This is a genomic window from Vibrio sp. Isolate24 (assembly GCF_022398215.1).
GTDB lineage: Bacteria > Pseudomonadota > Gammaproteobacteria > Enterobacterales > Vibrionaceae > Vibrio > Vibrio coralliilyticus_A.
The window spans coordinates 423,253-449,071 of record NZ_JAKEUU010000003.1 but is presented as its reverse complement, the minus strand read 5'-3'; the positions used below and the strand labels follow the sequence as shown (position 1 = coordinate 449,071).

At 46.9% G+C, this 25,819-nt stretch carries 26 protein-coding genes; 5 read left to right on the top strand and 21 right to left on the bottom strand.

Annotation, left to right across the window (positions count from 1 at the left end):
* Nucleotides 1-33: 33 nt before the first annotated feature.
* On the bottom strand, nt 34-297 hold the full coding sequence (locus tag L1D23_RS14795; RefSeq protein ID WP_239837637.1) for a YfcL family protein: 264 nt from the start codon (nt 295-297) through the stop codon (nt 34-36).
* A 157-nt stretch (nt 298-454) separates the two neighbouring features.
* Between L1D23_RS14795 and L1D23_RS14790 the strand changes: the two genes are divergently transcribed.
* Both L1D23_RS14790 and L1D23_RS14785 read left to right on the top strand, forming a co-directional pair.
* Entirely contained in the window at nt 455-2,593 is a 2,139-nt protein-coding gene (locus L1D23_RS14790; protein ID WP_239867606.1) for an LruC domain-containing protein, read from the top strand.
* A 13-nt stretch (nt 2,594-2,606) separates the two neighbouring features.
* Nucleotides 2,607-3,083: a hypothetical protein gene (locus L1D23_RS14785; protein WP_239867603.1), complete on the top strand. Its 477-nt coding sequence runs from the start codon at nt 2,607-2,609 to the stop codon at nt 3,081-3,083.
* 34 nt (nt 3,084-3,117) lie between these two features.
* On the opposite strand, the gene L1D23_RS14780 is transcribed toward L1D23_RS14785, so the two are convergent.
* Nucleotides 3,118-3,648, bottom strand: coding sequence for an elongation factor P hydroxylase (locus L1D23_RS14780; protein WP_239867600.1), 531 nt, complete (start codon nt 3,646-3,648; stop codon nt 3,118-3,120).
* 220 nt (nt 3,649-3,868) lie between these two features.
* Between L1D23_RS14780 and L1D23_RS14775 the strand changes: the two genes are divergently transcribed.
* Together L1D23_RS14775 and L1D23_RS14770 are read left to right on the top strand one after the other, a co-directional pair.
* Complete coding sequence (locus tag L1D23_RS14775) at nt 3,869-4,492, top strand: trimeric intracellular cation channel family protein (protein ID WP_239867597.1); 624 nt, start codon at nt 3,869-3,871, stop codon at nt 4,490-4,492.
* A 424-nt stretch (nt 4,493-4,916) separates the two neighbouring features.
* A complete protein-coding gene (locus tag L1D23_RS14770; protein ID WP_239867594.1) occupies nt 4,917-6,932 on the top strand; it encodes a DUF885 domain-containing protein in 2,016 nt (671 codons plus the stop codon).
* A 38-nt stretch (nt 6,933-6,970) separates the two neighbouring features.
* Here the strand turns inward: L1D23_RS14770 and aroC are convergent, their stop codons facing one another.
* Together aroC and prmB are read right to left on the bottom strand one after the other, a co-directional pair.
* Nucleotides 6,971-8,056 (bottom strand): chorismate synthase, encoded by a 1,086-nt coding sequence (gene aroC / locus L1D23_RS14765; protein WP_095561084.1) that lies wholly within the window; start codon nt 8,054-8,056, stop codon nt 6,971-6,973.
* A gap of 186 nt (nt 8,057-8,242) precedes the next feature.
* Nucleotides 8,243-9,175 carry a 50S ribosomal protein L3 N(5)-glutamine methyltransferase gene (prmB, locus tag L1D23_RS14760; protein WP_239867591.1) on the bottom strand — a complete coding sequence of 311 codons (933 nt, stop codon included), beginning with the start codon at nt 9,173-9,175 and terminating at the stop codon, nt 8,243-8,245.
* A gap of 62 nt (nt 9,176-9,237) precedes the next feature.
* Between prmB and smrB the strand changes: the two genes are divergently transcribed.
* Entirely contained in the window at nt 9,238-9,768 is a 531-nt protein-coding gene (gene smrB / locus L1D23_RS14755) for an endonuclease SmrB (protein ID WP_239837630.1), read from the top strand.
* A gap of 12 nt (nt 9,769-9,780) precedes the next feature.
* Here the strand turns inward: smrB and flhB are convergent, their stop codons facing one another.
* The 17 genes from flhB to L1D23_RS14670 form a co-directional block, all read right to left on the bottom strand.
* Nucleotides 9,781-10,911 carry a flagellar biosynthesis protein FlhB gene (gene flhB, locus L1D23_RS14750; protein ID WP_239867588.1) on the bottom strand — a complete coding sequence of 377 codons (1,131 nt, stop codon included), beginning with the start codon at nt 10,909-10,911 and terminating at the stop codon, nt 9,781-9,783.
* A 9-nt stretch (nt 10,912-10,920) separates the two neighbouring features.
* On the bottom strand, nt 10,921-11,703 hold the full coding sequence (fliR, locus tag L1D23_RS14745) for a flagellar biosynthetic protein FliR (RefSeq protein ID WP_239837628.1): 783 nt from the start codon (nt 11,701-11,703) through the stop codon (nt 10,921-10,923).
* A 9-nt stretch (nt 11,704-11,712) separates the two neighbouring features.
* Nucleotides 11,713-11,982, bottom strand: a complete 270-nt coding sequence (fliQ, locus tag L1D23_RS14740) for a flagellar biosynthesis protein FliQ (RefSeq protein WP_019274559.1) — start codon at nt 11,980-11,982, stop codon at nt 11,713-11,715.
* Between the two features lie 12 nt (nt 11,983-11,994).
* Nucleotides 11,995-12,870 (bottom strand): flagellar type III secretion system pore protein FliP, encoded by an 876-nt coding sequence (gene fliP / locus L1D23_RS14735; protein WP_239867585.1) that lies wholly within the window; start codon nt 12,868-12,870, stop codon nt 11,995-11,997.
* The gene (fliO, locus tag L1D23_RS14730; protein ID WP_239867582.1) at nt 12,857-13,276 is read right to left on the bottom strand and encodes a flagellar biosynthetic protein FliO; all 420 of its coding nucleotides are present in this window, start codon (nt 13,274-13,276) and stop codon (nt 12,857-12,859) included. Before fliO ends, fliP begins: the two co-directional genes overlap by 14 nt.
* 3 nt (nt 13,277-13,279) lie before the next feature.
* Entirely contained in the window at nt 13,280-13,690 is a 411-nt protein-coding gene (fliN, locus tag L1D23_RS14725; RefSeq protein ID WP_006959499.1) for a flagellar motor switch protein FliN, read from the bottom strand.
* A 21-nt stretch (nt 13,691-13,711) separates the two neighbouring features.
* Nucleotides 13,712-14,767: a flagellar motor switch protein FliM gene (gene fliM / locus L1D23_RS14720; RefSeq protein ID WP_239867579.1), complete on the bottom strand. Its 1,056-nt coding sequence runs from the start codon at nt 14,765-14,767 to the stop codon at nt 13,712-13,714.
* A 7-nt stretch (nt 14,768-14,774) separates the two neighbouring features.
* The gene (gene fliL / locus L1D23_RS14715; protein ID WP_239837624.1) at nt 14,775-15,272 is read right to left on the bottom strand and encodes a flagellar basal body-associated protein FliL; all 498 of its coding nucleotides are present in this window, start codon (nt 15,270-15,272) and stop codon (nt 14,775-14,777) included.
* 37 nt (nt 15,273-15,309) lie between these two features.
* A complete protein-coding gene (locus tag L1D23_RS14710) occupies nt 15,310-17,379 on the bottom strand; it encodes a flagellar hook-length control protein FliK (protein WP_239867576.1) in 2,070 nt (689 codons plus the stop codon).
* A gap of 139 nt (nt 17,380-17,518) precedes the next feature.
* Nucleotides 17,519-17,959, bottom strand: a complete 441-nt coding sequence (gene fliJ, locus L1D23_RS14705) for a flagellar export protein FliJ (RefSeq protein ID WP_239867573.1) — start codon at nt 17,957-17,959, stop codon at nt 17,519-17,521.
* Between the two features lie 3 nt (nt 17,960-17,962).
* On the bottom strand, nt 17,963-19,288 hold the full coding sequence (fliI, locus tag L1D23_RS14700; RefSeq protein ID WP_239867571.1) for a flagellar protein export ATPase FliI: 1,326 nt from the start codon (nt 19,286-19,288) through the stop codon (nt 17,963-17,965).
* A complete protein-coding gene (gene fliH / locus L1D23_RS14695; RefSeq protein WP_239867568.1) occupies nt 19,288-20,088 on the bottom strand; it encodes a flagellar assembly protein FliH in 801 nt (266 codons plus the stop codon). The genes fliI and fliH overlap by 1 nt, the downstream gene beginning before the upstream one ends.
* 21 nt (nt 20,089-20,109) lie before the next feature.
* Nucleotides 20,110-21,168, bottom strand: coding sequence for a flagellar motor switch protein FliG (gene fliG / locus L1D23_RS14690; protein WP_239837619.1), 1,059 nt, complete (start codon nt 21,166-21,168; stop codon nt 20,110-20,112).
* Nucleotides 21,161-22,909 carry a flagellar basal-body MS-ring/collar protein FliF gene (fliF, locus tag L1D23_RS14685; RefSeq protein WP_239867564.1) on the bottom strand — a complete coding sequence of 583 codons (1,749 nt, stop codon included), beginning with the start codon at nt 22,907-22,909 and terminating at the stop codon, nt 21,161-21,163. The genes fliG and fliF overlap by 8 nt, the downstream gene beginning before the upstream one ends.
* 16 nt (nt 22,910-22,925) lie before the next feature.
* Nucleotides 22,926-23,237 carry a flagellar hook-basal body complex protein FliE gene (gene fliE, locus L1D23_RS14680; RefSeq protein ID WP_239837617.1) on the bottom strand — a complete coding sequence of 104 codons (312 nt, stop codon included), beginning with the start codon at nt 23,235-23,237 and terminating at the stop codon, nt 22,926-22,928.
* Between the two features lie 98 nt (nt 23,238-23,335).
* Complete coding sequence (locus L1D23_RS14675) at nt 23,336-24,736, bottom strand: sigma-54 dependent transcriptional regulator (RefSeq protein WP_239837616.1); 1,401 nt, start codon at nt 24,734-24,736, stop codon at nt 23,336-23,338.
* Nucleotides 24,736-25,797 (bottom strand): ATP-binding protein, encoded by a 1,062-nt coding sequence (locus L1D23_RS14670; RefSeq protein WP_239867562.1) that lies wholly within the window; start codon nt 25,795-25,797, stop codon nt 24,736-24,738. Before L1D23_RS14670 ends, L1D23_RS14675 begins: the two co-directional genes overlap by 1 nt.
* Between the last annotated feature and the right edge of the window lie 22 nt (nt 25,798-25,819).

Sequence of the window (25,819 nt, the reverse complement as noted above, 5' to 3'; positions counted from 1 at the left end):
ATCAAGCCCTTAAGTAGTATGCTATCTGTGAGGTTAAGCTTGGTTGACTAACTCTAACCATAGATCGTTAACAATGGTGCGATCGGCAGGACTCAGCTCTGCACGTGCCTCATCCAAACTACTCTGAATACGTACTTTCAGCTCTTCTATATCATTGACGCCTTCTTCTTCACACGAAGCAGCAGATAGAGAAATATGTCCACGTAAGTAACCACCAGCAAATAACTCATCATCAGATGCGGTTTCAATACGCGCATCAATCATTTCTAGCAGCTTCTCTTCAAATTCAATAATCATAATGCTCTATTGCCTGGGTCAGTTTGATTCTCAAAAAGAGTGCAGAGCTTCTCACATTGAGAAAATTAACGCAAACCCTAGTTATATCAAGGCCTGACAGCATGGCACGCGCTGTGCACTTCCTCAACTATTCACAACGTTCAGCGAGGAAGAACTCATGAAAACACAACACAAGGCTTTGAAAAAGTCAGTCGTGGCGGGTGTTTTATTTCAAGCATCACTCGCCTTTGCTGAGACACCATTCACTTCATGTCCAACTCAAGCATTTTTAATTCAGAATCCCTCAGGTACGCCCGTCGTTTATGGCGTCAGCATCGACGTAGGTAGCTATGTCACACTGGATTCCAATTTAGATACCGCGAAGCTAAATGGTGTCGGCTACAGCAAGCATGATGACTTCATCTACGGTTGGGATTACGGCACCGCATCGCTGTCCCGTATTGATTCCACCTTTACAAAAACCTTGCTCAATGTCAGCAAGCCATCTGGTGCACCCGCGTCTATCTACGTTGGTGATGTCTCTCTTGATGAAAATGCCTGGTATGGCTACAGACCCAACTACGGGCTCTACCGCATTGACCTTGATACACTGGTGATGGAGCTTTCATCACCGCCTAGCCAATTCGGCAATCCTGCAATATACGATTTGGCTTTTCACCCTGATAACAGCCTTGCTTATTCCATCGACTCCAACGGTTACCTGTGGGAGATAGATGTCTACGCGGGCACAGCGAACCGACTAAACCAACTGCTAGATAAAAATGCTCTCGGGTATCGCTTGACCTTTGGTGCAGTCTACTTTGATGTCGATGGCAACTTTTACACCAGCAACAACAGTAATGGGTATGTCTTCAAAGTAACCATTAACGGAACCAGCTCCAGCGCAGAATTTTTTGCTTATGGCCCTTCAAGCAACTCCAATGATGGTGCTCGCTGTGCTCTGGCACCTGTCGAACCCAGTGAATACACTGATTTCGGAGACGCCCCAGATAGTTATAAAACCACATTTGCATCCTCTGGTGCCCGTCATGGCTTGTCGAAACTCAAGCTAGGTTCTGTCATTGATGGAGAGACCGACGGTAGCCCGTATCCGCTCAGTGATGATACTTCAGATGGTTCAGACGATGATGACGGTATCCAATTCCCCGTTCCAATTCAGGTGGGACAAACCAGCAAAATCATCGCAACGGCTGCAGGCACATCTGACAGTTCAGTGCTCAATGCTTGGATTGATTTCGACCGAGATGGTGAGTTTGAGTCTAACGAAATCATCATCAGCGACCAATCGATGAGCGATAGCACTGGCGACATATTCTTCACTGTTCCAACTTGGGCTGTCACCGGGGAGACTTGGGCTCGATTCAGAATTTCCAACACATCAGGCATAGGTCCAAGCGGCGGTGTTCCTGCTGGTGAAGTAGAAGACTATTTGGTCGACATTACAGAAAGCGGTGTCGTGACCGAACTATACCCCAGCGGCGGTGGCTACACATCTTTCGCCTATGAAGATCAGTATCCGAAAAGCGGCGACTATGACATGAACGATGTATTAATGAATGTTAAATACACTGAGTATCAGCTCAACGACCAAGTCATTCGTATGAAAATCGAGGGTAAAGTAGCCGCACTTGGCGGTGACTACCATTCAGGCTTTGCTATTCGATTGCCAGGTGTAGTGAAAGAGGACATCAAATCTGACTCTGTTCAACTTTACGTGAATAACGAGCTGCAAACCGCAACTGTACTTGAAACCGACACCATTGATGCTGTCTTCATTATCCACGAAGACTTATGGGAGATGACAGAACCGGGTGAAGCCGAAGCGTGCACTCTATTTCGCACTCAAGAAAATTGCGGTACCGCTTATCGCCCTAGCTGGAGGCTGACCTTTTCGTTAGAAAATGCAGTCGATACCTCAACCATGCCACCATTCCCGTACGACCCCTTTATCTTTGCAGCTCCCGGCCACTATTACGGAGATATTGGTTATCAGCTGACAGGTGGATTCCCAGGCCGAAGCTTAGAGATTCATCTTAAAAACCAGTCCCCTACCAGTAAGTTTGACTTACGTTACAAGTCTAATGGTGTCGATGCGTCAAGTGGCAATACTCACTATCACGATGACAAAGGTCTACCTTGGGGTATAGAGATCCCTACTACTTGGCAACATCCCTATGAACAAGTCAATATTTTAGAGGCCTACACCAAATTTGATGATTATGCCCAAGACGCCACTGGCCAGACTGAACCTACCTGGTACGAAGCATCTGTAGACGGCAAGATTTATATCGACTAAAGGAGAAATAATCATGTGGAATATCAAACTTATACACTTATGTACAATGATGATACTGGTTTCACTCTCCGGCTGTGGTGGTGGCGGAGGTGGTGAAGGAGGCTCTTCAGGTTCATCAACAGGTTCTTCAGCCACAGCAGTATCAACCGATGAAGATTCCAACAGTTTGGCAAATGTGCGTATCGATTACGACAACGACCTCACTTCAATTTATCAGGTCGATATCGATGTCAGTTTGCCGCACCTTTCCGCTTCTCAGGTTTACATCTCTGTCTGCGATAACACAGGGGGGAGCATCGACGTGGTTGACTACGACAAATGCCTCTTAAAAGCGGCATTACAAGCCGGAACAGGCAGTTACCAGCTACGGGTACCGAATCATTGCGAATCGCTAATCGCGATAGTTTCTGTCATGGAACCCAACACTGCACCATTGGTGTATACGCTCAATCACAACAATCAAGCCGAAACGACTTGGCTCATTCAGTAACGAAAAGCAAACCAGCCGCATACTGCGGCTGGTTTTACATTACTTCAAACATGGAATAATCCAGCGCAGGCTGTTGATAAAAAGACCGTAATGCATCTGAAAGCATACGAACACGTAGTGGCATACCCTGCTCAAATATCTTGCCGACTTCCGTATGAACTTTGTGCATAAAGGCTAAACGATCAGGTTCAAAGTCTCCGTTTAAGTTGTCACAGCTCACTGTAAACGGAAAACCTGCGCTAAGAGAGAGGATCCACTCATACGCCTGAGGTCGAATTTCTACTTTCTCAAACTCAGCCTGAACCGCTTCAGTGCGTCCATCCGGTTCATACCAATAGCCGAAATCCTCTAATAAACGACGCTCTGGCCCTGCAACACACCAATGCGCGATTTCGTGAAGTGCTGACGCATAGAAACCACGAGCAAAAATAATCCGGTGATTATGCTGACTGCCATCCGCTGGCAGGTAAATAGGCTCATCCCCTCCTAGCTCCAAACGTGTATTGTACTCGTCAAGAAAAGTGGCGTTAAAAATGTCGATCAAGTCCTGATAGTGGTGGCTCATGAGATAAAGTCGTGGTTTAAATAACAGCGCTCGGCATTCTCGCATTTTTGATCCCAATTGCAAATCTCTATACCAGTTAATGACATTAGAAATAATTATGTGAAAAACCCTTTCACATTCATAAAATCTCATTCGTCACAGATCACATTTCCCACTAAACTGCCTTACATTGGTTACAGAGAGGCTGATTTCTCAAGCCATACGTCATGTAGGACAAACCATGTTATTAAGCATTTTATATATCATTGGCATCACGGCTGAGGCCATGACTGGTGCACTTAGTGCCGGTCGCAGAAAAATGGACTGGTTTGGGGTTATGCTCGTCGCAAGTGCGACTGCGATTGGTGGTGGAACAGTGCGCGATATCCTCCTCGGTCACTACCCGTTAGGCTGGGTGGAGAATCCACAATTTCTCGCGATCACCTGTATTGCTGGCGTACTAACGACTGGATTAGCCAAATGGATCATCAAGTTTAAAGGGTTGTTCATTCGACTTGATGCGCTGGGCTTGATTGTTTTTAGCATCATCGGTACCAAAGTTGCACTAAGCATGGGTCATCACGCAATGATCTGCATGGTGGCGGCACTGGTCACAGGCGTTTTTGGTGGGCTATTACGTGATTTAATCTGTCGCCAAACACCGCTTGTGTTGCACGAAGAGTTATACGCTTCTGTCGCCCTAGTAGCTTCCGGCCTTTACTTAACCTTACTTGAGTTTGGTCTTAATGATGTCACCGCGACCATCTCAACACTAGTTTTTGGCTACATGCTGCGCATGGCTGCGGTTCGCTTTAAATGGCGTCTGCCTTCATTCCACCTAGAAACTGAAGGTTCTCTTCACTAATTCAAACGCCCCGCCCTCGGGGCGTTTTACTCTCTAACGGCCACTTAGCTATGAGTAATATTCGCTCGAATATTTACCGCTAAGGATCATTTGTGATCCAGCTTGGATTTACCACTCAAACCTACCATCGAAGCGCGCTTGTGCGATGAAAGTGCATTCAAGTATTCTGCAAATCTTTTCATTGGGTTAATACCCCCCTTAAGAGCGACGTACTTGCTCACCAATCGCTAACATATTGATGCAACTTTCAATCAAGCGTGCGCAGCGGGTTAATTATCCGTTAATTTGTCCTGTGACCTTTTGCACAAATACCATTGCCGACTTATTTTACTCTGGTCACCCACAAGGAAGAGTTCGGCTTCACTTTGATTAAGCTCTCCCAATTTTTCCTTGCTGTTAACCAAAACAGCTGAAAGGTCTGAAGATGAGAAACCAACACCGTATTACCCTATCGGCTATAACACTAGCTATCATTTTGGCTGGTTGTAGCTCCGCGCCAAAAACCAACGAAGCTTCCGTCCAACTGACGGCACTACTCGACAGCTACCAACATGAATCGCAATCCCTAGATAACACTCACTTTGGTATCATCAATGATCAAATGGCTGCCGCTCGTCAGTCTTTGGATCGTATCTATCTCAACAAACTGCTTGAAATAGAAAGAAGCGCTTTAACCGATGAAGAAAAAGTCTATTTCGACACTTTCCGCTTTGACCGCACCATTGCGATTCGCGGCGCTAGTTTTGCTAACGCGCGGTTTGGCAACTTCGATGTACCTATCACCCACTTTTACAACAACATCCAGTGGAACGCCGAAGAAGCAGGTGCTGCTATTGATACCGATTCCGACAGTGAACAAACGTACCAAGATCAGCTAACCATACTCAAAGAGTACACCTCTTGGGTCAGGGGCTTACACAGCCAATACCAGCAAGCTACGCAGCAGGGTATTCAACTACCCGCCATTCTTGCTGAGCGCCTATATCAAAACAGCGTGGACACGATAAGCTACAATAATTTTTCCATGCTCAAGGTAGGATTAAACGACTTAAAAACTCAGTCAGGGTATACGCCAACTTTTATCAATCAATACACGCAGGAAGTTGAGAAAGCACAGCGGGCAACCCAAGAGCTATTAGCGTATCTGCACAATCAGTACGTTAAAAGCGCTCACGGTGAAGGCCAACTCACCGACAAAAATATTGGCTGGGGTGATTTACCCAATGGGCAGAGCTGGTATCAATGGCATCTAGACCGTAACAGCACCACAGGTCAATCCGCAGCTGAACTGCATCAAATGGGTGAACGACTGGTCGCAGAAGCTAAAGCTGAGATGATTCGTGTGGCAAAAGTGGTGCTTGCCAAGCGCGGTTCTATCGTGGAAGCGGCGTATCGAGACCCAGCAACAGGTGACGTTTCAACTCGAACATTTGAACTCGCCACGGACTCAGGCCAGATCAATCTCGGAGAGTTTTTTAAATACCTTAATAGCGAGCAGTTCTTTTATGGTCGAGATGGTCAGCAAACAACGACCAAGCAATACGCAGCGGTCTGCAGTAGCGCGTCCTCTCCTTCCGCCTGCGAAAACGCGCTGACGGACTACTATGTGTTTAAAAACAATGCCAACGATGTCGTTGCCAGCTATTTTAAACCTATCAAAACCGACTACACCATAGAGCCAACCCCTGCTGAAAGCGAGATGTATGATGGTGTGGCCTCCTACGATGACAATGTGTTCACTCTCAACACCAACCCAGATTACAGCCTGCAAAAATGGAATGTCTCCACCTTGCTGTTACATGAAGCGGCGCCTGGTCATCATTTCCAAAACGCGTACGCGCAGGAATACCCACCTGCTAATCTGCCCGATTATATGCAGGATATCTGGTACACCGCCTATGGTGAAGGTTGGGCGCTCTATACCGAGTGGCTTGGTATCGAAATGGGCATTTATGGAGAGCTTAACGAGCAGAATCAGCCGACGTTTGTTAACGGCAAAGGAATGTGCACTCCCAACACTGACTATAACCAGTTCCAAGGCGGAATCTATACGGATGAGCAAGAGTGTAACGCCCTACAGTACTTTGGCAGTCTAAACGAAGCACAGTTGAGGAATATGCGATTGGCGGTCGATACTGGCATTCACGCTAACGGCTGGAGTATTCAGCAAGCACGCGATTATATGCACGCCAATTCCGCGCTCGGCGAAGGTGATATAGAGTCAGAAAGCTTCCGCTACGCCGCCTATGTCGGTCAGGCGGTTTCTTATAAGTCCGGTTATCTGGTTATCCGAGAATTGCTTGAAAAGGCTCAACAAGAGCTAGGAGATAAGTTTGAATACGCTGAATTCCACGATCAACTACTACGCTACGGGCAGCAACCGATGGAAGTGATGAAAAGCAACATCAACAACTGGATTTCAGCAAAACAACAAGCCTAAATAAAAAACGGCTTCCTTGTGGAAGCCGTTTCTATTCATTAAATCTGAGGAGTTTCTGTCGTCACACCGTGATTCTGACCTCGATGGCGAAGTAAGTGATCCATCACGACAATTGCCAGCATCGCTTCTGCAATAGGCACTGCGCGAATACCAACACATGGGTCATGACGACCTTTGGTGATCAGCTGAGTAGGTTCGCCTTCTCTGGTGATGGTTTCACCCGGAACGGTGATACTAGACGTCGGCTTTAGCGCAATGTTCGCAACAATATCCTGACCAGTCGAGATACCACCTAAAATCCCACCAGCATGGTTACTACCGAAACCGTTTGGAGACAAAGTATCACGGTGCTCGCTGCCCTTTTGGCTAACAACATCGAATCCATCGCCGATTTCAACACCTTTGACCGCGTTGATGCTCATCAGCGCGTGGGCAATATCAGCATCCAGACGGTCGAACACAGGTTCACCTAAACCGACAGGTACGTTGGTGGCGACAACCTGTAGCTTGGCACCAATCGAGTCGCCTTGCTTTTTAAGATCACGAATCAGCTGATCTAACGCATCGACTTTGTCGACATCTGGGCAGAAAAATGCGTTATTTTCGATCTCGTCCCAATCTACTTTCTCAATCGATACATCACCCATTTGAGATAGGTAAGCGCGGATTTCGATACCAAACTCTTGCTTCAGGTATTTCTTAGCGATAGCACCCGCAGCTACACGCATAGCGGTTTCACGTGCGGAAGAGCGGCCTCCACCTCGGTAATCACGCACACCGTATTTCTGGTGGTAGGTATAGTCAGCGTGACCTGGACGGAACTTATCTTTAATTTCCGAATAATCTTTTGAGCGTTGGTCTGTGTTTTCAATCAACAGACCAATCGAAGTGCCCGTGGTTTTACCTTCGAATACGCCAGACAGAATCTTCACTTCATCTGGTTCGCGACGTTGAGTGGTATAACGAGAAGTACCCGGACGACGACGGTCCAGATCCGTCTGAATATCTGCTTCAGTTACTTCCAGCCCTGGAGGGCACCCGTCGACGATACATCCTAGTGCGATACCGTGACTTTCTCCGAATGTCGTCACTCGGAAATGTTGTCCGATACTGTTTCCTGCCATTACTTCCTCAAATTTCTTCAGCTCTGTAAACAAAGCTGTACATTACAATTATTGGTAAATTCATAGTGGCGTTATTGCGATTTGATGTAAACCCCTAAAGCCGATCTATTTTGCTTTTCTTTGCCAATAAAAAACGCCGGACAGGGCTGTCCGGCGTTTTACCAAATCAAGCGAGCTGAATAATACTCAGTCTTTATAGATAGAGAACTCTTCTGCATGTTGCAGCATCTGTTCACGCGTTAACATGAATACACCATGGCCGCCATTTTCGAACTCAAGCCAAGTGAACGGGATATGCGGATATTGCTCCATCATATGAACCATAGAGTTACCCACCTCACAGATAAGAATACCGTTATCCGTTAGGTAATCAGGAGCATTAGCCAGAATACGACGCACCAGTTTTAGACCATCTGTACCCGCAGCGAGGCCAAGCTCAGGTTCATGGGTAAACTCGTCAGGCAGACTGTTCATGTCTTCTTGATCCACATACGGTGGGTTAGACACAATCAGGTTGTACTTCTCTTTTGGCAGATCACGGAACAGATCCGAGCGAATCGGGAATACCTGCTGCTCCATACCATGGTCCTGAATATTCTGCTCTGCCACTTGAAGTGCATCGGTAGAAATATCAATCGCATCAATTTCTGCATCTGGGAAAGCATGTGCACAGGCGATCGCGATGCAGCCACTCCCGGTACACAAGTCCATGATGCGTGTTGGCTCTTCGACTAACCAAGGTTGGAACTCAGCCTGAATCAGCTCACCAATTGGAGAACGAGGCACCAGAACACGTTCATCGACAAAAAACTCTAAGCCACAGAACCAAGCACGGTTGGTCAGGTATGCGGTTGGAGTACGCTCATTGATTCGTTTCACAACACGTTCGACAATGCGCAGACGCTCACTGCTAGTCAAACGAGAATTTAATACATGTGGAGGCACATCAATGGGTAAGTACAATGTTGGCAGGATAAGCTGAACCGCTTCATCCCATGCGTTATCCGTACCGTGGCCATAGAACAGGTTTGCGGCATTGAAACGGCTCACAGTCCAACGAATCATATCCTGAAGCGTGTGTAACTCTGACACGGCTTCTTCTACAAAAATCTTATCCAAAATTGCCTCCGAAAAGCGCTACAATACTGCCAATAGCATTTTATTTATGTATCTATGACCCAATGAGCAAAAAAGACACCGAAATTGATGATGATTTCGCCCTTTTTAGGGATGCAGTACAAGGCGTAAAAAAGTTGCGACAGGATACCATAGTCCAGCAACCAAAAAAAAACACTAAGCAAAAAGAAATCAAGCGTAGCGCCCGTGAAGCCAGCGATACAGAGTTCTATTTTTCTGACGAGTTTGTTCCTCTTCTCAATGAGGATGGTCCTACTCGTTACGCGCGTGATGACGTCTCTCACTACGAGGTGAAACGCCTTCGCCGTGGGGTGTACGTCCCAGATGTGTTTTTAGATATGCACGGCATGACACAAAATGAAGCCAAGCGCGAACTCGGCTCGATGATCGCATACTGCATCAAAAATGAGATTTCATGTGCGTGTGTCCAACACGGCATTGGTAAGCATATCCTCAAGCAAAAAACACCGCTTTGGTTGGCGCAACATCCTGATGTGATGGCATTTCATCAAGCGCCATTAGAATTTGGTGGTGACGGCGCTTTGCTGGTTCTGTTATCGATACCAGAGAAATAGGAAAACGGTGCTTTACTGCCTCAAGTCAGGGGGAATGGGAAGATCTGAGGCTTTAAAGTTTGGCCTCTGCCCTCCACGCTTGCGGAACTGCTTTAACTGGAAAACATATGCCAGAACCTGGGCTACTGCGGTAAACAGACCATCTGGGATTTCTTGTTCAAGCTCGGTGGAGTGATACAATGCACGTGCAAGCGGCGGCGCTGGAATAACATAAATGTCGTGCTCACGCGCGATTTCTCGTATTTTGAGCGCCATATGGTCAATCCCTTTGGCAACCACAATCGGCGCTTTATCGGTATCTTGTTTATAGCGCAGAGCCACAGAGAAGTGTTCCGGGTTAGTGACAATCACATCGGCTTGTGGGACTTCTGACATCATTCGACGTTGAGCGGCTTCACGCTGCAACATACGAATCCGCCCTTTAACTTCCGGCTTACCTTCCGTCTCTTTGTACTCATCCTTCACTTCCTGTTTAGTCATCTTTAATTGATCAGCGTGCTGCCAGATCTGGAAAGGAATATCAATCGCAACAACTATCAGCAGTGAACAACTGATCAACAACACGAAGTTCAGTAAGATATCTAACGCGTGGAAAATATTCTGCGGATAAACATCCATACTCAGTTGAAACAGATCTTCCTGAGCCGCATCGATCAGATAAAAGGCGACTCCAGAGACAAGTGCAACTTTCAGAATCGACTTGATCAACTCAACCCAACTTTGCAAGCCAACCATTCGCTTCAAGCCACTGAGTGGGTTCATCTTCGACCATTTCGGCATAGCGGCTTCCACTGAGAAGCTAACCCCACCAATACCAGCAGCCCCCGCAAACGCAGCAATAAACAGCACCACAAGAATAAGCAATAGCGGTCCAAGCAAATTCCCCATCGACCCCAGCGCAATATCAAACAGCTTAGGGAGATCAAAAATTTCATCACGAGAGAGGTCAAATAGACGCCCCATGAGAGTGTATAAGGCGCGCGCAAGCGATTCGCCAAACCACATCAGGGCAATGGCTCCGATTATAAGAACAGAAACTGACGCTAATTCTTTTGACCTTGCAACCTGCCCCTTCTCTCGAGCTTGTTGCAAGCGCCTGGGCGTGGCGTCTTCGGTGCGTTCTTGACCATCTGATTCTGCCAATTCAGCCCCCTAACAATTCAAACGAATAAAGCTGCAAATTTGTTGCTCCCCTTGCAACCAGAATAGTTCATAGTGGCTAAACAAGCCGGCAATGATATACCAACAAATCAGCAAACCAACAATCAGGGCAAAGGCAAAACCCAACGAGAAGATGTTCAACTGAGGGGCGGCACGAGTCATCACACCAAACGACAAGTTAATCGTTAACAACGCAATGATGCCAGATAAGGACATACTCAACGCGACTTTAAACATGATCCCTAACCAAAGTGCGAGCTCCCTAAAATCAACGGTATTCAGCGAGCCACTACCAATCGGCAATGACTTAAAGCTCATCACAACTAGCATGATCATTTTCAAATGACCATCGGTCGCGAGAAAAAACATCGTTGCGAGAAACATAAACAGCTGACCAAGTAGCGGCGTGTTCTGACCATTGGCAGGATCGACCATAGAGGCGAAACCCAAACTCGCTTGCATACCCAGAATCTGGCCAAGAATAACGAAGGTCTGGATCATGAACTGAGTGATGGTTCCCATCGCAACACCTATGATGATCTGCTCTAAGAGGGTCATGAAGCCTTGGAAAGAGAGCAACTCTATGGTGTCAGGAACAGCAGGAATGACGGGCATCACAGCAAACGTAATTGCCAGGCCAAGGTAGAGCCTTACACGGGTAGAAACAAAGCGAGCCCCCGTCACCGACATCACCATCAGCATCGCAGCAATACGGGTGTAAGGCCAGAAGTAGTTGGCTATCCAGTCGAGTATAACGCTCGTTGGGAACTCCACATCACCCCCTTAATAGAGAACCTGAGGCAGACGTTCAACGATCGAGAAGAAGTATTCCATCATCATTTGCGTCATCCAGTGAGCAAACAACATCAACGCCAGCAAAGTCACCACCAGACGAGGTAAGAAACTTAACGTCTGTTCGTTAATCGACGTGGCGGCCTGAAAAATCGCGACAATCAAACCAATAAGTAGGCTGGGAATGATAATGGCACATACCATCAGCAATACCATCCACAATGCGCCTCTAAATAGCTCGACAAAGACTTCAGGCGTCATGCTTTCCTCCCGCTATAAAGCAAAGCTGCCAGCCAGGGTTGACAGGATTAAGTTCCAACCATCGACTAGTACAAAGAGCATCAGTTTAAAAGGTAAGGATACAATCATCGGCGATAGCATCATCATACCCATTGCCATCAGAACAGAAGCTACCACTAAGTCAATAATTAGGAATGGTAAGAAGAGCATAAAGCCTATCTGGAAGGCCGTCTTGAGTTCGGATGTAATGAATGCAGGGATCAACACGGCCATAGAGACATCTTCAGGCGCCGTGGCACTCGAACCAGAAATATTGACGAAGGTTTCAAGATCCTTTACTCGTGTTTGCTTGAGCATGAAGTCCTTCATGGGGACTTGTGCTAAATCAAAGGCTTCGCGTGCCGTTATCTGCTCATTGATGTATGGCTGAATTGCTTCGTCATTAATTTTACTCAGTACTGGAGACATAATAAAAAATGTCAGGAAAATCGCGATACCTATGATGACTTGATTCGATGGTGTCTGTTGCAGACCCATCGCCTGACGGAGGATCGACATAACCACAACAATACGCGTGAATGACGTCATCAAAATGACCATGGCAGGAAGGAAGCCCAACATCGTCATCAGAGCAAGGATTTGCAGATTTATTGAGTAATCTTCACTTCCATCTGAGTTGGTCGTCATAGTAAAAGCGGGGATACCTCCACCGCCGCCAGTAAAACTACCCGTTGAAATTGTCCTCGCCGCACCCTGCTCTTTTTCCATTGCAGATACAGTGACTGATTCTGAGGGAGCAGCATTGGCAGGCACTGACGTGGCGAGCTGCTCTTCAGCATAGGAAAACGCCGAGAAGAGAGTTAAGCATAGTGTCAGTATCAGCGGGGCAATTCGGCTAGTGTTTATCATTCTTTTTCAACAGCTGAGTCAGTTGAGTGGCAAAAGGGCTTGCCGCTAAAGCAGACTTATTCAGCTCCTCCTGGGTCAAGGGGGTATCCAGTTTTGAAATCAGTTGTATTGACTGGGCGGTCACTCCAACCAGAAACTGTTCTTCGCCAGCCTGCACAATCATGATTCGCTCACGAGTACCGACTGGGATTTGACGAACAACACTCAAGCCACTCTGGTTAATCATTGCAGGTACACGCATGCGTTTCAGCAACCAAGCCAGAAAAAGAATAAACGCAACAACGAACAAGAGCGACCCAAACGTGGTCGCCCAATCTAACTGATTACTGGTTACGGTTTCAGCCCAAGCATAAGGAGAGAGTAGAGTAAGGATACACAGAAAAACGCCTTTTAACTGTTCTCTCATAACCTACCTTAGCTTCTTAATTCGCTCAGTTTGGCTAATAACGTCGGTCAGACGAATACCAAACTTGTCGTTGACCACCACCACCTCACCATGAGCAATCAAGGTGCCATTAACCAAGACATCCAATGATTCACCTGCAAGGCGTTCCAGTTCAACTACCGAACCTTGGTTTAGCTGGAGTAAGTTACGAATGCTGATTTGTGAACGCCCCACCTCCATGGAAATGGTCACCGGAATATCGAGAATAGTATCGAGTTTACGGCGTTCATCTTCAGAAATAGGCGAGCCAGTGTCTTGCAACTCGTCGAGTTGAGCGGCCATAACCTCATCTACATCTACCTCTGGCGCATCAGGGTCTTCACCTAATGCCGCAGCCCATTCGTCCGCCAGTTTTTGATCGTCGCTCGGTTCCATACCTGTTACCTATTTACTCTATTAATCTTCAATTTCACCGTCATCTTCTTCTAATTCAGAAATGACGTCTTTGCCTAGAAATGCAATATCGGTTTTCACTACATCTGGGCGTTTAATTTTCTCTGATACCTGAACTGCAAGTTGTTCACCCGAACGGCCCATCTTCACTCGGAACGTAGGCAGCTCTTCAACAAACATTGTGGCATGCTCGGGCATAGAAATAGGGATGATGTCTCCGGGTTGAAGCTCCATCAGATCTCTTAGTGAAATATCTTGTTCTAGTAAATTCACGCGAAAGTTGACTGGAACATCCATAATTTCTTCACGAAGTGCGGTACTCCAACGAACGTCCGTTTCCATTTTATCGGACTGAACACCAGCATCGAGAAGTTCGCGAATCGGTTCCACCATTGAGTATGGCATGACCACATGGAAATCACCGCCACCGCCATCCACTTCAATATGGAAAGAACTGACAACAATCACTTCCGTTGGGCTAACAATGTTCGCCATACTTGGGTTTACTTCAGAATCAAGATATTCAAACTCGACCCCCATCACCGGAGACCAAGCTTCCTTGTAGTCTTCGAAGACAATTTTAAGTAGCAACTGAACGATGCGACGTTCCGTTGGCGTAAATTCACGACCTTCGATACGCGCATGGAAGCGCCCATCCCCACCAAAGAAGTTCTCAACCAAAATGAAAACTAAGCGCGCTTCCATAGTGATCAGTGCGGTCCCTTTTAACGGTCTGAAACGCACCATATTCAAACTGGTCGGGACGTACAAGGTGTTTTGGTATTCACCAAACTTCATCATTTGTACGCCATTTATCGACACTTCGGCGGTTTTTCGCAGCATATTAAATAAGCTGATCCGCAAATGACGCGCAAAACGCTCATTGATCAACTCCAGCGTTGGCATTCGACCACGGACGATGCGGTCTTGAGAGGAGAAGTCGAATTCTACAGCACTAGCATCGCTCTCGGCGCCACCACCTTCATCTTCTGCCTCATCAACATCGTCAACACCATGGAGTAGCGCATCAATCTCGTCTTGGCTTAATAGATCGGTCACTCTTCACCTACTGTATTACAAAGTCAGTAAATAACACACGTTCAATCACAGGTTGCCCTACTGCACGATTTAAACTCGCTTTGATGTCTTCTGTAGCTCTGTCTCGCAGCTCCACACGGCCGTTAGCGCTGCGAAGTTGATCGACGGTCGCTGAGGCAAAAGTTCCGAGTAACGAACTTTCAATCAGAGGTGAGTGGTAACGTGCCAAGTTCTCATTATCAATACCGCGCACCATTAACTGTACTTTGATTTGCACAAGACGATCCTTTTTATCGCCAGTGACATTAAACAGGAATGGTTGCGCAATATTAACGTAAGAGACAGGTTCAGCAGCGACCGCTACGGCTTGCTGGGTCGTTTGCTCTACTTCTTCAGGTTCACTCGAGCCCATGAGAAAGAAAGCCGCACCACCGCCGCCAACCAGTAAAACAACAACAGCGATGATGATAATTAACAGCTTGCTTTTTCCCTTGGGTGCTTCAGCTTCTATTCCTTCGTCTGCCATATCCGATGTTTCTCTATTTTTCTTACTTTTCTACAGTTTAAGCGTAATAACTAATTCCATCACGCTTTGTTGCGACATTCAAATCAAGATTGACGTCTGGTTCAAGGTTTTCTTCACCAGTAAAGGCTTGATTGCTGCTACCTTGACCATTTCCAGCTCCACTTCCAGCCGCATAACGATTTTGTTGTTGACCCGCGGATTGCTGCTGAACTGACGAGTCACCCAATTGAACGCCTTGTTGAGCTAACATTTCACGTAAACGGGGCATAGATTGTTCAATGACATCCCGAGCCTGCTGATTCGCCACCGTAAAGTGAACTGTCGCTCCCTCTCCCGTCATATTCATGCGGATCTGTAATCGACCTAGCTCTGGCGGATCCAAGCGAATATCGATGTTTTTTAGATTCTTCGACATCATCATTTGGACTCTTTCCGCTACCTGATCACCGGCCATTTCTCGATTAAGCTGCAATGGAGCTTGAGCAGCAGCTTGCTCAGTACGAATTGGGTTCTGTGCCGTCAAGCCTTGTTGGCTTGCGGCCTGTGATAGTTGCTGAGCAAACCCTGTATCACCACTTTGACTCGCCCCCTGCTTCCCGTCTGTTGCAGCTAATTTGCCTACAGCACCCGCCGCTTTCGCTCCCATTACCGCTTTTAGCATAGCTTGTTCACTGGCTATCGGTGTAGAAGCGACTTGCTGAAGTTGACTCGCAGCCAGCTCATTGGGCAAAGGCACTGCCGCAGCCTGTTGCGTAGCTTGAAGATGGCTCTGAGCCGCCGTGACTTGAGCACTTGATGATGTATGTAATGCTTGCTGAACCGATTGTGCCACCGCAGCTTGCTGTGCTTTAGGTTTTGCATCCGGTTGAATCTGTAACTCATCAACACCCACATCCGCCGCTGAGACCGCCCATGGGATTGCCGAAGAACCAGAAACTGCTGTGGCTGCAACCGTTGGTTCAATAGCACTTTCTGTTACAACTTCACTGCCAGCCAATTGTGATGGCGAAGCATTCGACTGTAGTTTTTTTTCAGCACTAGGCTTTATAGGCTCTGTCCGATTGGTTTCATTACCTTGAACCATGGTAATTTGTGCCTGTGCTTCGGTTTTTGCCGCTTCAACAATCTGTTCGATCTCTTTATCAGACAAGCCTTGGGTTTTCAGTTCATGTTTTAGCTGTTCAATTTCAGGACTGGTTAACTGAGCTTTATCGCTATTCCCCTCAGTCACTCCAGCCATAAGAGCCACCGCGCCTTCTGCAGTCACGGTCAGCTCACCATCACTAGGTTTATCGGAAGCTATCACAGCTTCCTGACCATCTTCAGATTGAATAAATCGCTTCGCACTTTCAGGAACCATCACTTGCTGCTCCACAGGTTGCTCAGCCATCAAGTGTTCTTGTGCTTTGATGCTTTTCTTATTCTCAGTGTCAGTAACATCCACATCCGTTTGTGTTTCACCTTGAGTCTGCCTTTGCACAGCAGAAGCGGCTGTGTTTAACGTTTCCGCCTGCTCTTCTTCGCTAACGTTGTGAGCCTTCTGTTGCTGTGAAGAGCTTACTTCTTGTGTCGCCAACTCAGGTTGTTGTGGCAACTCATTGCCGTCCTTAGGTTGAAGGGCCTTACTGGCTTTGTTTAAACGACCAAGCAATTCCCCATTTTCAGACACAATCTTCTCAGCATCACCTTCTGTTGAGTCATTAGACTGGCTTTTCGTTGATGCCTCAGTTTCTACTTTAACTTTAGAGGCTGGTTTATTCTGCTCTTGATCTATCGCTAACAATTCATCAGTTGAAGAGCCCTTGGTCCCCTTAGTGATCACTTCCCCAGACTCTAACACCTCGTCTTCATCGGCACTGACGCTCTTACCATCACCCGCCTCTTGTTCAGGCTCAATTGAAGCCGCCTCTTCCTCTCCGACTGCAGACTCAACTGTCATTGATTCTGCGTCTGAAACCTTTTCTCCACCGGATTCACCTTTAATAAAAGCGGCCAACTTAGAAAAAAAACCTTCAGACGGTTTCGCCTCTTCACCTGAACCAACGGACTGGGAGGATGTGGTCGACGTTTTCGGGGTGTCAGAAGCCGGAGTTAGGTTTATATTCATAAATAGATACTCGCGCGTAATTGAGGGAGCAGTCGCGGCCTGTTACTTAGAATGGTTTGAAGCGGCAACTCATCATTTAACGAAACAGAACTGCAAGAAGTACGCCAATCAAATAGATAATAAGAATAATTATGTGAAGTTAGTTCGAAGTCCGGCGGAAGTATTGCAGAGTAGAAAACTCGTCCATTTGTTTTTGCTCACGAACATTTTGTAAACGCTCTTTTTCTGCCTGTTTTTTATCTATCAGCCACTCATAAGAACGCCTTTGTTTACGACATTCCAACCAGTTTTGCTCACAACTTTCCACTTGAGACTTAAAGTGCTCTTCTGCTTGTTTCTGCTTGGCCAGAGTTTCATCTAAGGTCGTCAAAAAACGATTAAGATGAGAGTATTGACTAGCCGTTAACCCTTGTTTGCCTCGTTCTACCAATTGATTGCAGTAGTCCAATCGGTATTTTTCTATCTGCTCTAACTGCTGATAATAGCCATCCAGTTCAACCCGCGCCTGACCAAGCGCGAGTACCGCTTGGTTTTCTCGTTCCTGAGCCTGACTCAATAAAAAATCCAGCGCATTGTCCATGGATTACGAGTCTCCTTGTAGCAGGTTACGCAGCATGTTGACACACATATCGTACGGTACCGTCTCTTTCATCGCTTGCTGTAAGTAACCATCCAGTCGAGGTTTTAATGTGAATGCACTATCAATGGCTGGGTCAGATCCCGGCTTATAAGCACCAATCGATACCAAATCTTGATTTTTTCGACAAACTGACAGAACTTGACGCACCGCTTTGGACATCAGTATCTGCTCTTCTGAGGTAATTTGTGGCATGACACGACTGACTGACTTCTCAACATCAATAGCAGGATAATGACCAGCATCAGCCATTTCACGCGATAGCACGATATGACCATCTAGAATGGCTCGTGATGCATCGGCGATTGGGTCTTGAAGATCATCACCCTCCGTCAGAACGGTAAAGAATGCCGTGATGGAACCTTGCTCTTGACCACCATTACCCGCACGCTCAACCAAAGCAGGCAATTTTGCAAACACAGACGGTGGATAACCTTTAGTCGCAGGCGGCTCACCTACAGAGAGAGCAATTTCACGCTGAGCTTGAGCAAATCGAGTCAATGAGTCCATGAGGAGAAGCACATCTAAGCCTTGATCGCGAAAATACTCTGCAATCGTCAGGGCTGTCTGACAGCCTTTTAATCGCATCAGTGGCGACGAATCCGCTGGTGCCGCCACGACAACCGAACGCTGACGACCATCTACTCCAAGGATTTCTTCGATAAACTCTTTTACCTCACGACCACGCTCACCAATTAAGCCTACCACGACCACTTGAGCAGTGGTGCCTCGAGTCATCATCCCCAAAGTAACCGACTTACCCACACCTGAGCCGGCAAATAAACCGATACGCTGACCTTTACCAACCGTTAGCAAACCATTAATTGCCTTGATACCCACATCAAGTGGTTCTGAAATCGGCTTTCTCGCTAGAGGGTTAATGGGCTCCGCGTTAAATGCAGCCCGTTTCTCCGTATAAATAGGCCCAAGGCCATCAAGTGGATTCCCCACCCCGTCAATCACACGACCAAGCAGTTCCATCCCCACAGGTAAACCCACTTCGCTAGTTAAAGGGGTGACTTTCGCGCCCGGTAGGACACCTGTGATCTGTTCACTGGGCATTAGGTAGAGGTTATCTCCCGAAAAACCCACCACCTCAGCCTCCATCTCACCATGCATCGTTTCCACTTTGCACAGGCTACCGATAGGCGCTCGGCATCCAGTCGCTTCCAATGTTAGCCCAACGACTCGAACCAATTTTCCAGAGGCAACAGGCCGACAAGTTAGCCCTTGTGTTTGATATTGAGAAAGGCGTTCTGCCAGCGCCAACATTACTCACCACCTTGATGACGATTCACGCCACAAAAGCTCTGTAGCACACTGCGAATTCTGTCTTCAAGTCGATAATTGACGCTAGACTCACCTGCTTCAATCTGCACATCACCCCGATTGAGCGCAGGTTCAGCCATGAGTGTCCAATTACGAAATTCCAGCTCAGCTTCACCATATGAAGAGCGAATAATCTCCACATCTTCAGGATGAAGCTTCAAAGTGATCGCATGCCCTGAGATAGGTAGGGATTCAACCGACTGCTTGATAGTATCCAATACGACTTGAGGATTGGTCTGTACTTCAACATGCACAACTTCTTTAACCAGAGTCAGTACCATGTCAACCAGCTGTTTCTCAACCTGTGCATTCATCAGTTCCAAAGGCTGAGCAAATTGATTAGCCAGGTCAACGAAAGTTTGTACCTGTTGCTGAATCAGCTCCTGACCCGCTTCTATGCCTTCCGCTTTCCCTGCTTCCAAGCCTTGCAGATGACCTTCTTCGTGACCTTGCTCTTTTCCTTTGTCATAACCTTGTTTGAAGCCGGCCTCTTGACCTTGATGTAAACCGTCTTGATAAGCCTGCTGTTTGATCTGTTCAATGTCTTCTTCGGTCAGCTCTTTAGGGGCTTCATCCTCAGGTTCAGAAAAGGTAGGCATCCAGCTAGGGTCATAGTTCATTGCCGTTTCTTTCGCCTGTTTATGAGTTTCCGGCGTATAATCCGGCATTCCCCATTTCTCAGGCTTTTGGACTTGATCGTCATTATCTAAGCGCAAAAAGCCGCGCTTTCTTTCCCCAGACATAGACCTATTACCTACTTCAAATTACAAGAATTCGTCTGCGCCGCCGCCCAACATAATCTCACCAGAGTCTGCCATACGACGGGCCACAGCCAACACTTCTTTCTGTGCCGCTTCCACATCAGAGACTTTAATTGGTGGCATCGCTTCAAGATCATCACGCATCATCTCAGCGGCACGTTTAGACATGTTCTTAAAGATCTTCTCACGCAGAGCATCATCGGCACCTTTAAGTGCGCGCTGCAACGCATCTTGCGGAACATCACGCAGTAGTTTCTGAATACCTTGATCGTCGACTTCGATGAGGTTCTCGAATACAAACATAAGGTCTTGGATCTGCGTGGCCATATCTTCGTCCTGATCACGAATTTGCTCCATCAGGATGCCTTCTACATTGTTGTCCATGTAGTTCATGATTTCCGCAGCAGCCTTCAGGCCACCAATCTTGGCAGCTTGAGCACCTGCTTGACCCGCAAACTGTTTCTCCATGATTTCATTCAATTCCGCCAAAGCCGATGGTTGAACTTCTTCTAGATTGGCAATTCTCATCATCAGATCAAGACGGTCACGCTCAGCAAACTGAGACAAGATTTCCGCAGACTGATCTGGTTCTAGATAAGACAGTACGATAGTTTGAATCTGAGGGTGTTCGTTGATAATGATGCTGGCAACCTGACGTGGGTCCATCCACTTAAGTGAATCCAAGCCCTTCGAGCCTGTTCCAAGCAGTATTTGGTCAACAAGATTATTGGCTTTATCTTCACCAAGGGCAGCAACCAAGGCATTACGCATAAAGTCTTCACTGCCCATACCAATATTGGTGTATTTTTGAATGTCTTCCAAGAAAGCACGGTGTACCGCACCGACCTTGTCTTGGCTTAGGTCAGCAGCGCGAGCCATGGCACTACCAACACGTTGTACTTGTTTCGGTTCCAAGTGACGAATGATACCGGCAGCGTCTTCCTCATTTAAACTCAATAAGAGGATCGCCGCGCGCTCTTCGCCCGGTATACTTTCTATATCCACGGTGTTGTCTACAACTTCGCCACCGCCTTCTCCCTGTGGTACGACTTCGTTAGGCATCTTCCATCCAGTTCTTCACTACTTGTGCCGCCAGTTCTGGCTCGTTAGCAACCAGCGCACGAACTGCTTTCAACACATCTTCATCTTTATGGAGGTTAGGCAAGTCAATGCTAGAGCCGAACTCAAACAGCTCGCCACCATCCATATCTCCACCAATCAGGCTGGTTTCTCCATCAGCACCAATTGGCAACCCATCTGGTCCGTATAGTTGGTCATCATCGTCATCCGAAGCAGGGTTGAGCAATTTCTTCATGGCTGGGCGAACTAGAACCAACACAACGACTATGATAACCAAAGCACTTGCAAACCAACGCACCCAATCGTTGAAGTTAGGGTGCTCCCAGAGAGGGACATCCGTTAGCACTTCAATTTCAGGTTCAGCAAACTGCATACTCAACACATTAAGTAAATCACCACGACTTTCATCAAAACCAACCGCACCAATCAGCACTTGGCGAATTGACTGTAACTCAGCATCCGACAGAGGTTGATAAGTCGTCTCACCACTCTCTGGATTAACAGATGCACGGTTTTTTATCGCGACAGCGACCGTTTGGCGATTAACAATCCCCGACTGACGACGTTCGTGACTGATTGTTGTATCCAGTTCAAAGTTACGTGTGGCTTCTTTATGCACAGAACCCTGGCCCATTAAAGAGCCATCTTTCATTTGAGCTACGTCTTGCGGAATGGACGCATCCGCCGGAGGTTGGTTACTCAGCGCACCCGGTACACCCGCCACCACGTTACCATTATTATAGTCTTCCAGTGTGTATTCACTTCGAGTCGAAGGGGTGTTCGGGTCGAAGCTCTTACGCGTTTGCTCTATCGCACTGAAATCCAGCTGAATATCTACTTGTGCGGTGTAGTTTCCAAACCCAAGAATCGGGATAAGGACAGAATCAATTTTATCGCGCAGTGCTTGTTCTTGCTTACGCTCGAGCTCATGCTCTTTACGGCGTGCAGCCGAAGCTGGGTCTTGCGAACCAGAGCTGAGCAATCGACCATGTTGGTCAGTGACGGTAATTCGAGTGGGTTTCATACCTGGAACAGCACTAGCCACCATATCAACCACTGAGTCGACCTCTTCCTGTTTAAGCGAGGTTCCAGTACGCAAGGTTAAAAATACCGACGCCGAAGCTTCTTGGTTGTGACGAACAAAGACACTTTGTTTTGGTAATGCCAGTAACACTCGTGCTTTGCGTACTTGTGTCATCTCTTCAATGGCTTTGGCTAACTGGCGCTCACGGCTTAACTTGAGCCGTTCTTGCTCTAGACGTTGGGAAACACCAAATCCCATATCTTGCATCAGTATTTCGTCGCCAGCTTGCTTTTCATTGTTTAAGCCGGCACGAACCATGTTTAACTTGAGGGAGTTGTATTCACTGGATGGAACAGAGATGGTATTACCGTCCAGTTTATAGTTGACCTTCTGCTGGTCCAGATAATCGAGAACGGGAATCAGCTCTTCCGTCTCATAAGCACCAAGCGGACGCATTTCCGGCTCTCTTACCCAGAAAAACAACATCACAATCAAGGCAACACAGATTGAAATAGAAAGAACTAGGACAACCTGTCGAAGGAGATCGAGATCCCCCACTGCCATATCAAATTTGGATGTACTTTGCTCGTCCAAATCTGGGTTCTGAACATCAGTATCCATCTCTGATGTTGCAACCATCGCGGTATCAGGACCACCATCCGATACTGCAAGATCCGTTGATTGATTTTGCTCTGCCACAGACTATACCTATCACTTAAACTGGCATGTTCATCAATTCTTTGTACGCTTCAACAAGCTTGTTACGTACCTGAATCGTTGCCTCAAAGGCCACACTGGATTTATTGCGGGCAATCATCACATCAGAAAGAGACACATCCTGATCACCACGATCAAATCGCATTTGTAAATTGCCTGACGTTTTTGACAATCCATTCACGTTATTGATGGCATTGTTAAGCAAGTCACCAAAATCCGCTCCCACTGTATGACCAGTTGCGGCAGGTTTAGTGTTCGCTGCTTCGAACATCATTGCTTGCATTTCGCCTTGAAAACCATCAACTCTCATTGAACACCTCGGACGTCAACTCTTTGACTACAATTATTGCTATAACTATGACGCTGCAATCTACATGCCATATCAATGTGAGCGCCGAAAATAACACGTTAGTTTGGAATATCAATCCCCGCATCACGCATTTTGGCTAACTTGTAGCGCAATGTACGTGGGCTAATACCTAGCTTTTCAGCCATTTCTTTTCGACGACCGTTACACTCAGCCAAAGTCTCGAGAATAATGGCATATTCTTGTTCTCGCAGTTCACCACCAAGGCCTGCACTAGAGGCAAACGCATTGTCAGGCTCAGCGATTGGCTTAATATTGGGCGCTGTGATTTCACCTGTTTCAACAACATGCTGTAAGCTACCCGCATCTTGCCAATCTAAGCCTTCAAGTAAAATATGGTCACTCCCTACGTTACCATTTTCACTAAGAATCAATGCACGCTGAACGACATTATCAAGCTCACGGACATTTCCTGGCCAAGAGTAAGCCAATAACTTATTCATTGCACTCGCTGAAAGGGTTGGGACAGGTAGACCAAGCTTCTTGCAATGACGCTCTATAAGGTGATTAGCTAGAGGCTCGATATCACCTTTGCGTTCACAAAGCGCTGGCCACGCTAGCGGGAATACATTCAGGCGATAGTATAAATCTTCTCGGAAGTTCCCTTCCTGAACATACAACTTTAGGTCTCGGTTACTGGTGGCCAAAACTCGAACATCAAGCTTGATACTCTTTCGGCTTCCTAAACGCTCAACTTCACGTTCTTGCAAAACACGCAATAACTTAGCTTGAAGGTTTAAATCCATCTCGCTGATTTCATCCAGCAAAATAGTGCCCCCCTGTGCTTGTTCAAACTTACCTGGGCACGCCTGAACAGCGCCTGTAAAAGCGCCTTTTTCATAACCGAAAAGAGTCGCTTCCAGCATATTGTCTGGAATGGCAGCGCAGTTAATCGCCACAAATGGGCCATCTTTACGGTTTGATGCGTTATGAATGTAGCGCGACATCACTTCTTTACCAGAGCCACTCGGCCCCAAGACCATTACACTAGCGTCTGTTTTCGCCACTTTGTCTGCCATTGCTAACAGCTTTAAACTTTTTTCATCGGCAACAACGGCATCGCCATTATCATCAGATTTGATCGGCGCATAACGACTTACCATGTTCAGTAACACTTCCGGCGCAAATGGCTTAGCCATATAGTCTATCGCGCCATCTTTCATAGCTGAGACCGCATCTTCAATGTTGGCGTACGCCGTCATCAGTAATACAGGTAAGTTTGGCCAATGCTGCTTGATGTTGCGCAGCAGTGCCAGACCACCCATACCCGCCATTTGCACATCAGAGACGACAATATCTACCTCATGCGCCTTAAGCTTGACTAAGGCATCTTCAGCGCTATCCGCTTCCAACCACTCATATCCAGCCAGTGCTAGGGTATCGACCAAGGCTTCGCGTAGACCTTCATCATCTTCTACGATTAGTACTTTGCTTTGTGCCATTATCCTTCTCCTGTCATTACATCGTGATCAGCTTGCGGAGTACGCTCTAAAGGAATACAGATGGTAAAACATGCACCATCACCTTCCTCAGAAATCAGTTCTAACCTTCCATCGTGAGCACGACATACCATTTGCACAACCGCCAAACCCAATCCTGTGCCTTGGGATCGTGTGGTAAAGAAAGGCTCCATTATTTGATTATGTAGTTCCTTCGGTACACCTGGGCCACTGTCCTGTACCGAGATCTTCAATTCGTTGTTTACCGGACGGAAAAAAACATCAACTTGTGATTGTTTACCCGCAATTTGAATTGCGTTCATCACCAAGTTGCTCAGTGCAGATGCCACCGCATTCGCATTGCCAAACAATTGTGTCTCTTCTTTTTCCACTTCAAGATGATAATCAATCTGGCTATTTTTCAGTGCCGTTTCCACCATAGGAGAGAACTCTGAAACCAACTCTGAAATGGTAAAAGGCTTGACCACTTTGTTGTCGCCTCCTTTCGCAAACAACAACATATCGTTGACCTGTTTTTCAAGATCATGCAGACGATCCATCAGCTTACTTTGAAAACGATCTTTGGTTGCGAGAGGTAGATTTGGCGCCCCCAAATTTGAGGCGTACAACATCGCACTGGAAAGAGGTGTTCTGACCTGGTGCGCTAATGAAGCCACCATACGACCTAAGGAAGACAAACGCTGCAAATCACTGATTCGAGATTGTAATAGGCGAGTTTCCGTCAAATCTGTAATCAGAATCAATTGCCCAGTCGTGGAAGCTGAGATCGCCAGCCTCACTTTACGACCGTTGCGAAGCGAGATCTCATGGCCATCATCTTCACGTGGTGCAAAAGCTTGTTGGATAACTTCAAACCATTTCTGTCCAATTAGCGGCATTTCCAATAAACGCTGCGCTTCTGGGTTTGCCTCGTGAACAACACCTTGAGTATCAAGCAAAATCACACCAGCCGGCATCACATCTAATACCTGCTTATAACGTTCAACTTGTTCTTCAAGAGTTCCGAGCGGTTGCTGATTCATGATCGCTTGGGCTGAGTCCATATCGTATTTCTGCCTTAAAAAC

Coding starts and splice junctions, on each gene's coding strand:
- L1D23_RS14795 (WP_239837637.1), bottom strand. CDS start 297: ATGATTATTGAATTTGAAGAGAAGCTGCTAGAAATGATTGATGCGCGT.
- L1D23_RS14790 (WP_239867606.1), top strand. CDS start 455: ATGAAAACACAACACAAGGCTTTGAAAAAGTCAGTCGTGGCGGGTGTT.
- L1D23_RS14785 (WP_239867603.1), top strand. CDS start 2,607: ATGTGGAATATCAAACTTATACACTTATGTACAATGATGATACTGGTT.
- L1D23_RS14780 (WP_239867600.1), bottom strand. CDS start 3,648: ATGAGCCACCACTATCAGGACTTGATCGACATTTTTAACGCCACTTTT.
- L1D23_RS14775 (WP_239867597.1), top strand. CDS start 3,869: ATGTTATTAAGCATTTTATATATCATTGGCATCACGGCTGAGGCCATG.
- L1D23_RS14770 (WP_239867594.1), top strand. CDS start 4,917: ATGAGAAACCAACACCGTATTACCCTATCGGCTATAACACTAGCTATC.
- aroC (WP_095561084.1), bottom strand. CDS start 8,056: ATGGCAGGAAACAGTATCGGACAACATTTCCGAGTGACGACATTCGGA.
- smrB (WP_239837630.1), top strand. CDS start 9,238: ATGAGCAAAAAAGACACCGAAATTGATGATGATTTCGCCCTTTTTAGG.
- fliQ (WP_019274559.1), bottom strand. CDS start 11,982: ATGACGCCTGAAGTCTTTGTCGAGCTATTTAGAGGCGCATTGTGGATG.
- fliP (WP_239867585.1), bottom strand. CDS start 12,870: ATGATAAACACTAGCCGAATTGCCCCGCTGATACTGACACTATGCTTA.
- fliO (WP_239867582.1), bottom strand. CDS start 13,276: ATGAGAGAACAGTTAAAAGGCGTTTTTCTGTGTATCCTTACTCTACTC.
- fliN (WP_006959499.1), bottom strand. CDS start 13,690: ATGGAACCGAGCGACGATCAAAAACTGGCGGACGAATGGGCTGCGGCA.
- fliL (WP_239837624.1), bottom strand. CDS start 15,272: ATGGCAGACGAAGGAATAGAAGCTGAAGCACCCAAGGGAAAAAGCAAG.
- L1D23_RS14710 (WP_239867576.1), bottom strand. CDS start 17,379: ATGAATATAAACCTAACTCCGGCTTCTGACACCCCGAAAACGTCGACC.
- fliJ (WP_239867573.1), bottom strand. CDS start 17,959: ATGGACAATGCGCTGGATTTTTTATTGAGTCAGGCTCAGGAACGAGAA.
- fliI (WP_239867571.1), bottom strand. CDS start 19,288: ATGTTGGCGCTGGCAGAACGCCTTTCTCAATATCAAACACAAGGGCTA.
- fliH (WP_239867568.1), bottom strand. CDS start 20,088: ATGTCTGGGGAAAGAAAGCGCGGCTTTTTGCGCTTAGATAATGACGAT.
- fliG (WP_239837619.1), bottom strand. CDS start 21,168: ATGCCTAACGAAGTCGTACCACAGGGAGAAGGCGGTGGCGAAGTTGTA.
- fliE (WP_239837617.1), bottom strand. CDS start 23,237: ATGAGAGTTGATGGTTTTCAAGGCGAAATGCAAGCAATGATGTTCGAA.
- L1D23_RS14675 (WP_239837616.1), bottom strand. CDS start 24,736: ATGGCACAAAGCAAAGTACTAATCGTAGAAGATGATGAAGGTCTACGC.
- L1D23_RS14670 (WP_239867562.1), bottom strand. CDS start 25,797: ATGGACTCAGCCCAAGCGATCATGAATCAGCAACCGCTCGGAACTCTT.